Annotated in this window: 12 protein-coding genes; 5 read left to right on the forward strand and 7 right to left on the reverse strand. The window is 38.6% G+C overall.

What is annotated here, in order from left to right:
• Positions 1–2 precede the first annotated feature (2 nt).
• Positions 3–2,522, forward strand: a complete 2,520-nt coding sequence (locus A0125_RS07260) for a S8 family peptidase (protein WP_066754046.1) — start codon at positions 3–5, stop codon at positions 2,520–2,522.
• 479 nt (positions 2,523–3,001) lie between these two features.
• Here the strand turns inward: A0125_RS07260 and A0125_RS07265 are convergent, their stop codons facing one another.
• The 3 genes from A0125_RS07265 to A0125_RS07275 all read right to left on the reverse strand — a co-directional run bounded on the left by A0125_RS07265 (position 3,002) and on the right by A0125_RS07275 (position 5,122).
• Positions 3,002–4,015, reverse strand: a complete 1,014-nt coding sequence (locus tag A0125_RS07265) for an erythromycin esterase family protein (RefSeq protein ID WP_066754048.1) — start codon at positions 4,013–4,015, stop codon at positions 3,002–3,004.
• A 211-nt stretch (positions 4,016–4,226) separates the two neighbouring features.
• Positions 4,227–4,721, reverse strand: a complete 495-nt coding sequence (locus A0125_RS07270) for a helix-turn-helix domain-containing protein (protein WP_066754052.1) — start codon at positions 4,719–4,721, stop codon at positions 4,227–4,229.
• Between the two features lie 14 nt (positions 4,722–4,735).
• Positions 4,736–5,122 (reverse strand): hypothetical protein, encoded by a 387-nt coding sequence (locus A0125_RS07275; protein WP_066754054.1) that lies wholly within the window; start codon positions 5,120–5,122, stop codon positions 4,736–4,738.
• 59 nt (positions 5,123–5,181) lie between these two features.
• Here A0125_RS07275 and A0125_RS07280 point away from each other — a divergent pair, with 59 nt between their 5' ends.
• Complete coding sequence (locus A0125_RS07280; protein ID WP_066754056.1) at positions 5,182–5,949, forward strand: dihydrofolate reductase family protein; 768 nt, start codon at positions 5,182–5,184, stop codon at positions 5,947–5,949.
• Positions 5,950–6,266: 317 nt separating this feature from the next.
• Here the strand turns inward: A0125_RS07280 and A0125_RS15835 are convergent, their stop codons facing one another.
• The 3 genes from A0125_RS15835 to A0125_RS07290 form a co-directional block, all read right to left on the reverse strand.
• The gene (locus A0125_RS15835) at positions 6,267–6,425 is read right to left on the reverse strand and encodes a hypothetical protein (protein ID WP_197464815.1); all 159 of its coding nucleotides are present in this window, start codon (positions 6,423–6,425) and stop codon (positions 6,267–6,269) included.
• Between the two features lie 63 nt (positions 6,426–6,488).
• Positions 6,489–7,067 (reverse strand): hypothetical protein, encoded by a 579-nt coding sequence (locus A0125_RS07285; RefSeq protein WP_066754058.1) that lies wholly within the window; start codon positions 7,065–7,067, stop codon positions 6,489–6,491.
• 548 nt (positions 7,068–7,615) lie between these two features.
• Positions 7,616–7,957, reverse strand: a complete 342-nt coding sequence (locus A0125_RS07290) for a nuclear transport factor 2 family protein (protein WP_066754059.1) — start codon at positions 7,955–7,957, stop codon at positions 7,616–7,618.
• 310 nt (positions 7,958–8,267) lie between these two features.
• Here A0125_RS07290 and A0125_RS07295 point away from each other — a divergent pair, with 310 nt between their 5' ends.
• From A0125_RS07295 to A0125_RS07305, 3 genes are all read left to right on the forward strand, one after another.
• Complete coding sequence (locus A0125_RS07295) at positions 8,268–8,852, forward strand: PAS domain-containing protein (protein ID WP_066754061.1); 585 nt, start codon at positions 8,268–8,270, stop codon at positions 8,850–8,852.
• A gap of 77 nt (positions 8,853–8,929) precedes the next feature.
• Positions 8,930–10,420: an ATP-binding protein gene (locus A0125_RS07300; RefSeq protein ID WP_066754065.1), complete on the forward strand. Its 1,491-nt coding sequence runs from the start codon at positions 8,930–8,932 to the stop codon at positions 10,418–10,420.
• Positions 10,421–10,513: 93 nt separating this feature from the next.
• Positions 10,514–10,876 (forward strand): response regulator transcription factor, encoded by a 363-nt coding sequence (locus A0125_RS07305; protein ID WP_066754067.1) that lies wholly within the window; start codon positions 10,514–10,516, stop codon positions 10,874–10,876.
• 353 nt (positions 10,877–11,229) lie between these two features.
• On the opposite strand, the gene A0125_RS07310 is transcribed toward A0125_RS07305, so the two are convergent.
• Entirely contained in the window at positions 11,230–13,038 is a 1,809-nt protein-coding gene (locus A0125_RS07310; RefSeq protein ID WP_066754069.1) for a RagB/SusD family nutrient uptake outer membrane protein, read from the reverse strand.
• Between the last annotated feature and the right edge of the window lie 7 nt (positions 13,039–13,045).

The following is a 13,045-nucleotide window of genomic DNA, read 5'->3' on the forward strand; positions in this document are numbered from 1 at the left end:
GAATGCCAGATTTCCCTCATCTACCCTTGATTCAGCAAATTACAGGTACACATAAACCTCCCAAAGGAGGAGGGAATAACGCTCTAAATCCAATAACAAGTGATAATCTTAGAGACCGCAATCAACACGGTACGCGCTTGAGAACTGTTGCCGAAAATATCAAAGATGAAAGGGAAAGAGCTATTCAAGCGCGTAGAAATGATGGTCTGCCGGATATTCCCGGAGAAGATGCGATTCCCATATTTTTACAGGTTGATACTAGCTTATTTAATATTGAATCGCTTAAGGGACTAGGTATTGAGATAATTTCGGAAGAAGAGGATGGATTTATTATTGGTGCAAGCGCTGACGGGTTTTCGTCACTCTTCTCAAAGATTGATAAATTTATAGCTGAGGACGGGAAGTTTAAGAATCAAGCCGCTCAATTATGGCAAATTGTTGATGGAGACCAATGGCGTCCAAAACAGATACTTTCTGAAGAATTGTTTGAAAAATGGCCGACAATCGTGGATGAAGACCGCTTTACAGTTGATGTATCTGTTGCGTGCTACTTAAGCAAGCCCGATCAGCCTGAGAAAGAAAAAAATGAAGATGATCAGCGGTATAATAAGAGATTGGATAATTGGCGGACTAAAGTACAGGAAGTAGATATTTTAAAATCCAATCTAGCTGATGAACGTGAACAGTCTATTAAACAATTTTTTCAGGTATATGACGCAGATATAGATCCTGAATATGTTGAGTTTGATGACAGCTTTTGTTTTAGGGTAACTTTATCAGGTCAAGCTCTAAGAGATTTTGTGGTCAACTATCCGTATGTGTTCGAGATCGTCGAGTTTACAGAGATTGCTCCTCCTATAATTATCGATGGAGAAGAGGTTGATCATGACCTAGAGATTTTAGCGCCAAGCGCGGATGCGCCTAAGATTTGTGTTATAGATAGTGGAATACAGGAGAATCATCGTTTGCTGGCACCTGCTATTATTACGGCGGAGTCTGTGAATTATGATCCGTTTGATAATACAACGGCAGATCTATTTGCCCCTGGAGGCCATGGGACAAGAATTGCAGGTGCAATTCTTTATGGTGATAACATTCCAATAAATGGACAGCACCAATTGCACTGCTTCATTCAGAACGCAAGGGTTTTAAATAGCGATAATAGAATGTCTTCTAAACTTTATGAACCAGCTTTGATGGAGAGTATTGTTGAAGATTTCGACTCGTGCAAAGTTTTCAATTTGTCAATCAATACCACTGCACCTTGTCGCGTGACACATATGTCGCCTTGGGCTGCAAGCATTGACCAATTGTCACATGAACAAAATGTGCTTTTTATTGTTTCCGCAGGCAATATATCGCCGTCAACAGGGAAGCGGAATAATCCAGGCATTGTAGAGCATATCGCGAATGGAAGAAATTATCCGCAATATCTTTTAGATCCAGCCTGTCGTGTGGCAAATCCAGCGCAAAGTAAATTTGCTATTACCGTGGGAGCAGTCTGCTTAGGAGACTTCGAAGATTTGGATAGAAAATCATTTGGACAGCGGGATGCGATTTCCGCTTTCTCCAGAACAGGTTTGGGGATGTGGGGAGGTATAAAACCTGAAGTGGTGGAATATGGCGGCGATTGGGTTAGGCAAAAGAATGGCATCCCAAATTTAACAATTGAAAGTTCGATTACCCCTTTGCTTATTAGGGCTGGCGGTACTGGAGTAGACAGGGCAGCTGTTGGAACCTCTTTCTCTACCCCTAAAGTGACACACATAGCTTCAAAACTACAAGCACAGTTTCCAGAAGAAAATGCCCTTTTATATAAAACCCTAATAATTCAGTCTGCAAGATTACCTGAGAATATGTATAGAAGGCCCACATTAAACATAATTAGGACACTCGGTTACGGAATTCCTAATGTAGAAAGGGCAACATCGAATTCTGAAAGAAGGGTGACCTTGATTGAAGGTTCTACAGTAAAAGCTAAACAAGCAAACCTATATACGATAAATATTCCTCAGGAACTGAGACGGCCAGGGGAGGATTTTGATATTTTGATCGAGGTCACACTTTGTTACACAGCTAAACCGCGTAGGACTCGGAAGAAAACCCAATCCTATCTCTCATCATGGTTGTCTTGGGAGTCTTCTAAATTTGGTGAGCTATTTGACGCTTTTAAAGCAAGGGTATTGAAAAATATTGAAAACCCCTTTGCAGATGATCAAGAAGATAATGAATCAGTCAAATGGTTTATTTGGTCTAGTCCGACTTGGGGAACTGTAAAGAATTTAAAAAGGCAAGACAGCGCTACACAAAAGGATTGGGTAATTGTTAAATCCAATGCTTTACCAGAGCAGCTTTCATTTGCGGTAATTGGACATAAAGGTTGGGAGAATGATCTATCTGAAGAAATTCCATTTTCCTTTGCAGTCAGCTTTGAAGCACTTGGAGGAGAACTAGAAATTTATGAAAAAATTCGTGCGAGCAACGAGATTCAAATCGAAGAACAGATAGAGGCTCGTATTTGATGTAAACCTATTTTAGGACTAGTCAGCAGAGCAAGCGGAAGTAGGGCAGAGCCTCACTTTTACAGCTTGATGCGTTGCAATCGCGCTTTGAAGTATCCTCCGGGGATACTTCTGTTGTATTAAGATGAATTGAGGATGATTTTAGGTATACTTACAAGTATACCGTCGTTTTATGTGACAAAAATAATAGATTCGCCGATGATCTATTTCCAACACCATATATTGTCTCAAAATGTTGTTTCACAAATCTATGTTTCATAAATAAGCATACCATACGTTTTTATGAAAATAGGATTTACCAGGGTCAGTACCTAAGGATCAGAATTTAAACATGCAGATCGATGTATTGAAAAATGTTGGTTGCGAAATCATTTTAGATGAGAAGATTTTAGGAAAATCAAAAGAACGCCCCGAGCTTTTAAAGTTCTTAGAAAAGTTAAGTGTTGTTTGATGCCTTAATTGGTTCTCCCTTAAAATTACTAATTTATTATAACACATTTATCCCCTTTTGGTACATTGATGATCATCTCATATTTGTCAGATAATTGATCCATTGGACGGTAAATCAAGTTTTTACTATATTCGTGGATTTGATCAGAAACACCAATCACACAATACTTTTCCCCGTATTTTTCATTCAAGAAAACTCCCAGTTTCTTTGGTCCTTTAAAAAATGGATCTTTTTCAAGATGAAAATTAGCTGCCCAAATTAAAACTCTTGATTTTCCATCGATGTAAGGAGTCAAGTTTTTATACATGATAGAATCCCTAGGAAACATCGGATTATCCCACAATGTAGTAAACTGTTCAAGTTCATTGAATAGTCTTTGGTTTGCATCATTACAAATTTCGTCCTTCAAATTTTCTATATTACTCTGTGCAATTTGTAAACGCTTAATCCATGGTTGGGAAGTTATAATCATAATATTACTATCGATAACAGAGCGCATTGAACTATCAAGTAAAGCTTTAGTTTGATCAATTTTTTCGATTTGGTGTTTTGAAGAATATACCTTTAGCTTCTCAAGCGGTAAGGAATAATTTTGAAAATCTATGCCCACCAATTTGATTGTTTTGTTATGCGAATGATTATAATCTTTAAGCCATTCCATAAATTCTACTATTTCCGAACAATTATATAGCCCTGCTTCTTGTAAAGCATATGGCTCATTAAGCGCAGTCAATGCTTGTGGTAGATCAATTGTAAGCTTTCCATAGATATAATCATTTAAAAGAGCTGTCGCGTTTAAAGACGCTTCAAGAGCTATAATATCAATTGATTTATTATTAATCAGATATTTAACAACTTCAACTTTTGTATTATAATATCCCTTGTAAAAATGCTCAGCTTCACCCAGCCCAATTATTGTGTGACTGTTTGTTTTATTAAGTATCTTATCATAATCCTTTTGAGATAATGTCTGAGCGGTACAGACTCCAAATAGAAAAGGCAGTATGAACGTTGAAAAAGTAATAGTTGTAATAAATTTCATGGATATGCTTAAATAGTTTCATTGTATGATGAGAAAAAGATGTATTTTCCATAAAGGTTTTTGACGAAATTGATGGAAGATTTAGGTACTTACATCATCATGTTTATAGAAGGGATGGACACCAGAAAAGTGTCTCACAAAACGAAGGAATGTGATTACTGAAGTGAAATATTAATAATAAATATGATCCAGCAATTACTGAGCTGAAAAATTAAAGTGCCTTGTTCCGAAAATTAGATGGACTGATTCCCGTATATTTTTTAAACACTCTAGAAAAGTGTTCTTGACTTTTATAACCCAATTCCCAAGCCAAACTGGCTATACTGTTCCTACCGCTCAAAAGATTATCCTTAGATATTTCAATCACTTTTGATTGAATGTATTGTTGAGCAGTGCAACCTGTATGACTCTTAATCAGTTCACCGAAGTATTTAGGTGATAAGTTTATTTGTGAAGCAAAATAACTGACCGTAGGCAGGCCTAACTGCATGCCTGAGCCAGTTTCATAATAATTATTTAGTATCTTTTCGAAGTTTGCCAAAATATCATTTTCTCTCTCCGCAGATCTATTTCCAACTTGTCTTTCATAATAAAAATTACAATAGTCTAGTATTAGAGCTATATATCCTCTAATCAAGTTTAATTTGTGGCCTTTGTATACACCGGAAAGCTCTTTAATCTGTCTAAAAAGAGAAAGTATTAACAATTGTTCATTTTTTGTTATGCTGACACTGTTATAAACGGAGTAGGCAAAATATTTATATTGGCGTATTTTTTTGCTAAATGAGACCCGTCTAAAATGGATGGATGGAAAAATAATGCTGTCCCTTTGATCTCCCCTTGTGGGATGTCAGTCAATTTCATGATTTGGCCGGGAGCTGTAAATGCTATAGAATCTTTGTCATACTGGTACACATTTGTACCATAAAGTAGTTTTCCGCATCGATCTATAATAAGATAAATTCCATAAAACCCTAAATTGATTTTTTTATCGGACAATGAGCAAAGATGTTCCCATTCCAAGACAGCGATGGAGCTTTCCCCATCCTCGCTCCCAAGGTTCTTCTTTAAAGTCTGAAGATTACTTATGATTTTGATATCACTCATAGCGAATAATTAATCCAGTGATTTTACCGTAAAAATGGCAAAATAAACCGTAATTGGTCATGGTAGATCCTTATCTGAACGTCATAATTTTGTTTAAGATTCAAAAAAAAGAAATGGAAAGAAAAATTGTATGCCACATGGTATCGAGTGTCGATGGGCGCCTCCATCCAGATCGTTATACCGAATTGTATAGTAACGCTGAGAAAGATTACTCTACACAGCTGTACCTGGAAGAAAACAAAAGGCTAGCGATGGACGCTTGGATAGTAGGTAGAGCATCTGTTGCAGGACTTGTGGAAATGGATGTCTCAACGAATGATAGACCTGAAGAACTTGACGCTTTCGAAGATTTTGCAGCCGAAAGAAAAGACAATAAAGCAGTTGTGGTATTTGATTCCAAAGGCTCATTAAAATTTATCGAAAATACAATAATGGGTGACCACATAATTGTTGTGCTGGGAAAAAAGGTTATGGCAAGCCACGTAGAATATCTTAGAAAAAAAGGTATATCGTACATATTTGCGGGAGATGATGGTTACGATATCGAGCTTGCTTTGGAGCACCTAGCCCAAAAATTCAATTTACACACATTTGCTCTTGTCTGTGGTGGAACTATCAATGGATCTTTCCTAAAAACCGGACTGATTGATGAACTGTACCTACAGGTTTATCCGGGAGTGGACGGTATGTCAGGAGTATCATCTATATTCGAATACAGAGGTGATAACGAGGGGGAAGAACCTGCAAGTGGTCAAAAACTGGAGCTCTTGGATATCGACAAGAAAGATCATGGGGTAGTTTATCTAAGATATAGATTTCACAAATAAAAACCAACCTATCTTTTAAGGGCTTTTTGGATAATTTGAAACAAAATTAGCAATAAGGCCACTGCTTAATATAAATGCCCCAATACATATATTCGGGCATTTTAACTTATGTAATATCCCCTAAAAACAGCTACACATATTAATGTAGATTTATAATTTAGATGTAGTGAAAAAGAGTAAATTAAGCGAGTTGTAAGTTTACCCAGAATCCCACAGAGCTAATTAGAAATGGTTACAACTTTTATCAGAGTGTTGTCTTACAAGACGAACAGATAAAATGGTACAACAGAAATTGTTTGACACAGAAGGATACAGGATCATTGCTTTAGCCATATTCGTCGAACAAGGGCATCGTACTGACCGTCACTTAGATAGGTCATATCCCCATTTTTCCAATAAACCGCCCTGCTTCGCTCATCACCTACTGAGACATATCCAGCAATAAAGATGTCGTTTCCAGAGAGAGCCATTGCCATTCCGAAGCTGCTTGCGTTTTCCGGACCAACTAGTGTCTGATTACCATTCTTCCAATAGGCTGCCTATAGATTGTTTCGAGAATTACTAATCCAACCAGCAATATAAATATCTGTACCGTTCACCTTAATGTCTTCACCTCTTGTATCATCCGGTGAATCCGTTAATAGCTTTGCAGATCCGACTAAACCTTTATAATACACTCTTGAATCACCAAACGAGTTGTATGCACCACACCACATCATATATACCCGATTGCCCGAACTAGTTATTGACTGGTTTCCTGATCCAACCTCGTTATTGGATAGATAAGATAATTCCCCGTTTTTCCAATATACATGTCTACTAGATAGATCAGATAAGATTCGACTATCTCCAATCACATATAGGTCTGTTCCCGCAACGGTAACATCATATGCACGTGCATTTGTAGTATTTGGATCACTTAATGATATCGGTTCACCATTTTTCCATAACGTTGCTATCCAATTATCATTATTAGGCAGCTTACGTTGTCCTACGACATATACATCAGCACCAACAACCGCTACACCGTTGGCCATAGAATCTTCACTTCCATCGCTTAGCGAATTTGGTAAGTTATTTTTCCAAAGCATAGCGGTGTACTTCCCACTTGTACTCATTTCATACCCTACGATGTAAAGATCATTGCCTGATATAAAGAGGCTATTTGCGTCCGAGGTAACTTGGGATTGCCAAGACGATATACATTACCGGCATGCCAATATGTTGCCACATAATCCTCCCTTCCTATGATATGCAATCTGCTATCAATATTCGAATCATGGCTATTATCTGAATCCTTCTTGCAGGACAAACAAAATAAAAGTCCGATGCAAAATAATAGATAGGGGATATGGTGTTTCATACAGACAATTTCGAAGACACGAGCAATTTTAAAACCAAATTATTGATGGTACAAAAAGGTTTATTTGAAGTAGTACAAATGTCTCAAAAAACGAACAATTGATTATTCCCAAACTACGCAATGATCAGGTGAGCAAGAACCGTGAGAGACTGAGTCTGCCGATTTAAAATAGATGCTCCATTGCAAAGTGCCCAGAGAGACACTTTTTATAAAACTACGAAACAGATTATACAGACTATCATTTTGATGAAGAAAATGCATGTTAAATAGCGCTTTCAGTCTAAAAATCATTCGGTCTTTTGATTAGATAACAAATGCTTTAAGCTTACACATTTTTCCGTTAGAGAATTCCCAAACGTCACAGTACGCATATTCCTGAGACTGTCCTTGGGAATTCTTCAGCTGTATCTTCCCAATTGCTATTACAAACTCATCCTGTGAAATCATATTCTCCACATCGAAAATAGGAGGTTCAATATAGTTTTCGTTCATATATGTTCTAACAGACTCCTTACCGTGTAAAGTCTGATCTCCAACAAAATTCCACGAAGTATCATCAGTGCAGTGAGATAGAAATTGTTCATAATTACCAATTGCTAATGCCTTATTAGCATCCCTTAAAACTGCTTCATTTTTTGAAATCATACTAATATATATTTTATTATTTTCAAGAACTCGGAGAACTATAACTTTCTATTTATAAACGCATCTTGCACAGAAAAATTACTTGACATTTAAGTATTCTTCTAATATGGACAGCTTGCCTCGGGGGGTCGATAATTTCTCTGTGTTTTAACGATAGAGGTTGATATTACTACCTATAAATTATTTTAAACTGTCTCAAAAAACGAATGATTGAATAATTATAGAAGTGGATTAAAATGGTCACATTATTCGTTTCGCATATTTTTGCTATGCGCGAATATGTATCTTTGCAGACTATATCGTTGTGTGTATGAGTGTGAATTTTGATGGCCTATTGCACGTCATTTCTGACATGCCACTTGCTGTGGCAATTTATGATAGTGAAGACCTGAATATCGCAATAGCGAATGAACGAATGCTGAAGATCTGGAGTCGGACAGATAATTTGGCTGGAAGGCGTCTTGGTGATATTTTTCTGGAATATGTTGAGCAGGGTTTTGAGGGATTGCTACGTGAAGTGTGGAGAACAGGTGAAACATACACCGGTGAAGAGATCCTCGCATACATTAATATAGATGGTATCCCTATCCCCCGGTATTTCGACTTTGAGTATAAAGCTCTAAAAGATTCCAGTGACAATATCTATGCGCTATTGCACACGGCTACAGACGTCACTGATCGAAGACTCGCACAGGAGCAGGCTGCCCAGCTTCAGCGCAGCCAGGAGGCCCTAAAGGAAGAACTCCAAACAATCAATGAACAGCTCACTGCTTTAAATGAAGAATACCTCTCGACGAATGAACAGCTGGAAGAGTATAATCAGGTAATACGGGATATTAATACAAACTATCTGAGCACAATACGAGTCTCAGTACTTCCAACAAAGGGTTTCTGACCACCAACCAAAGTCTAAATCGAGATATCGATAACCTGAAATCCATTAATGACTCCATACTTGGGATCAATAATAGGTTGATCGATAGTGAACGGGGGTTCGAGAACCTTATTTCCCAAGCTCCGGTAGCCATATTGTTGACCAAAGGCGAAGATTACATTGTAAGTAAGATCAATTCCACTATGCTGGCTATCCTGCAGAAAGATGAAACTATCATTGGGAAGCCCTTGTTTGAGCTAATCCCCGAACTTAAAGGCCAGCCAGTGGCAAAGATGCTTATCGAAACATACGAGTATGGAGTATCGCATGTGGAGACCTCTCATCCTGTGACATTGGTACGTGATGGCGAAGCTCAGGAATGCTTCTTCAACTATAACTTTACGCCGTATCTTGAAAACGGCAAGGTAATAGGAGTTATCGATGTGGCTGTCGAGGTTACCGATCAGGTATTGGCTATTCGAGATCATGAAAATACGATCGCTGAGAAAGTCGTGCTAGAGGAAACTCTCAGAAATAGTGAAAAGAGATTACAGGGTATACTGGAGACAATGGCTGAAGGTGTGGGAATCGTGGATAGTATGGGGCAGATGGTTTATGCCAATCCTATGGCCCAGCAGATACTTGGTCTTACATTGAGCGACATTGAGGATCGTACATACAACGATCCACGTTGGCAGAACCTTCGTTTGGACGGCACGCCACTTCCGCATGAAGAGCATCCCATGACCATTATGATGACTACCGGGAAAAATGTATTTGACAGGGAAATTGGCGTTCAACCTCCAGAAGGAGATCGTCAGTACATATCCATCAATGCAGCACCTATCTTCGATGAAAACGGTAATTTGACGGGCGGCATTGGAACATTCATGAACGTCACTTCAAGACGTCTGATTTCCCAGGGAAAAGATGACTTTATCAGCATTGCCAGCCATGAAATTAAAAACCCGGTGACTTCCCTAAAGGCATCGCTTCAATTACTCGAAAGGGCACATAGCCGACTTCCGGAGGAATCGCGGACAAAACTCATTTCGCAGTCTCTTCGAAGCCTTGAAAATCTCTCGCGCCTTATACATGATCTGCTGGACGCAAGCCGGATGGAACAAGGTCAGCTGAGAATGCAGAAGTCTGCAGTTTCTATTGATGAGATTTTCGATGACTGCTGTTCTCACATCGCGCGTAGTTCCAGACAAAGGTTAATTTTCGAGGGAGAAAAACACCTAATTGTGAATGCTGATGGCCAGCAAATAGGCCAAGTGTTAAGCAATTTAATTTCCAACGCCATAAAATATGCACCGGATTCCGCAGAAATCATTGTGAACGTGAGCCAAATAAAAGGTGACCAAATCAAAATCTGCGTTAAAGATTCCGGCCCAGGTATACCCCCGGAAAAATTAAATCACCTGTTTGACCGCTACTATCGTACTAATTACGAAGGACAAAAATATACCGGCTTGGGGCTGGGATTGTATATCAGTGCAGAAATAGTAAAAAATCACGATGGTGAAATTGGTGTCGAGAGCGAAGTGGATAAGGGGAGCACGTTTTGGTTCACGCTACCCTCTTGATAACTACCTGAGCGAGAAAAAATGTTGATATTCCCACAAGAAAATGACAAAACTAAACCTTATCAATTTTCGTTAAGTCGAAGGGAAAGAGTTATGAGAAAGATATTTCTATTGGAAGATGATCAGGGGATTAGGGAAGTGCTGGAAATTCTTTTGTCATCAGAAGATTATATTGTGCATTCGTTTTCAAGTATTAAAGATTTCAGAAAAAGGGACAGATCGGTTCTTGCAGATCTATACCTCTTTGATGTAATGTTACCAGATGGCTCTGGAATCGACCTATGCAAGGAAATTAAAGAGGAGGAAAATAACAGGAATGTTCCTTTTATGATCATGAGTGCTCATGCAAGCCTTGGAGATTTAAAAGGAATCTGTGAACCAGCGGATTTTATTAGTAAACCATTTGATATTATTCACCTACTTGAGCGAGTAAAGTCTGTTATTGCGCAACAATAACATAGAACCCCAAGCTATGAAGATAGATTAATTTATCTACCAGACCACCCTTATACAATTTTTAATTCGGAATTCCGCAGACGACACCTTCCAACACAATCCTGCTTAATGTTGTCTCACAAAACGAAAGTTCTTCGGTAATAAAACAGCAAAATACTATGAAGAATCGTGCAACTTATTATTAAAGTTCACAGAAAGACTGACGAATCTATTCTTTGTGTTGCATAAAACGACAGTATTTACGTACATTCGTCAAATGTAAATAATCTAAAAAAATCAATAATATTAGAAATGATTTAAAAAAGGGAACTTCCCGAAAGAAGCTCCCAAACAATCACAATATTACTATTTAATTACCAGCCAGGGTTCTGGACTAGATTTTCGTTTTTAAGGACCTCATTATTTGGAATTGGAAATAGATAATCTCTTTCTTCTCTAAATATTCTCGTCTCTATTACTGTTTTCTGAAAGAATGCGTCTCCATCTGCTTGAAGATTTAAACCGTAAATAGGTCCATTATCAGTAGTTGCAGCAATTTTCCATCTACGCGTATCAAAGTACCGAACACTTTCAAATGCCAACTCTACTCGACGCTCTTTTCTTATAGCTTCGCGCATCGCTCCTTGAGAACTTGGCATAGGAATATTTGCAGAGCCATAAATCGGCACCCCTGCTCTAGTTCGTATCAGGTTGATATAACGTAATATATCTGCGTTACCAGGATCAGACTCATTTAATGCTTCCGCGTAATCTAAATACACATTAGCCAACCGTAACATAAGAGCTCCTCGTGAGTTACCATTAGCCGCCACATTTTTACGTACTGTATAGCCTGTCGGTGTTACGTCAGATGTACTTTGGACTCGACCCGAGTTACCATTAAAATTGAAATTAGAAATTATCGGCGTGGAACTATTTGCTTGATTTAACCAGTAACTACCACTGTAGGTAATGCCTACATAAAAACGCGGTTCTCGGTTTGCATACATAGCGAACGTCGTGCGATTAGCCACGTCAAACGGTGCACGAAAGCTTACAAACCCAGAAGATACATATTCTGATGCAGGATTGTCAATAGACAAACCGTTCTGCATAAAATAAGCATCTACAATAGATTGTGTGGCGCCGTGTGCACCTCCACCTTGTGCAGCAGAGGGAAAACCAACGTGCTTTGGAGTACGGTCATATTGCATATTATTGTCACTATTAGCACGGGCAAAAATCCATTCTTTATTCCAATCCACTGTCATCACATTTCTACAAGCCAAATAAGCTGCTTGGAAAGGGTCAGCATTACTGACAGTATACAAATCATAATAGCTAGGTACAAATTCATCTAAGAACTCTTTTGCAGCCGTTGCTGCCAAAGCCCACTTCCCTTGATCGACAGATTGACTAAACAGTGCTGTACCATCTCTGTTACTTACACCTGCATAATCTGGATTCCCGTTAAATAAAGGACTTGCTTGTAGCATTAATGCTTGCGCTTTATAGGCTTTCACGACTCCTTTCGTAATACGGCCAAACTCATCGTTGGCTGGTAAATAAGGTAGATCGTTATAGGCTAGATCTAATTCGGTGACGATGTAAGCAATACAGTCATCAAATGGCGTACGGCTCAACTTCAGATCCTCAATAGGCGCATTAAGATCTAGTACATCTTCTCCTATGATAGGAACAGCACCATAGATACGTACCAGAAAGAAATAGTACAAAGCACGCAAGGCGCGAGCCTCTGCTTTGTAGGTAGTTTTCATGAGATCCGTTACCTCCGCTGCATTCGCCCCATCGATATTGCTCATAAAATAGGATGCATTGCGAATTCCGCGATAATAGTTTGTCCAGAATCCGTTCACCTGACTGTCCGTGTTTGCCCACACGCTGCGATTCATATTATTCGCATAGTTAAAATCCCAGGTATATTCAGAATCGTCCGATGCAGCATTCCACGGGCCGGAATTGTTTGTCCCGACGAATCGTTGTTGGTGTTCGTTAGGCAAGGTATTATAAATATTGGCCAAAAAACGATCTGTATTCAGCTTTGATTGAAAAATTTTATCTATCGTAATTACATCATCGGGCACCTGATCTAAATAATCATTACAACTGCTTGCACAGAGGAGGATGGTTATAAGAATGCAAAGATTAATTATTTTTTTCATGTCTTTT

The sequence above is a fragment of the Sphingobacterium populi genome, from assembly GCF_001586775.1.
In the GTDB taxonomy this organism is placed as follows: domain Bacteria; phylum Bacteroidota; class Bacteroidia; order Sphingobacteriales; family Sphingobacteriaceae; genus Sphingobacterium; species Sphingobacterium populi.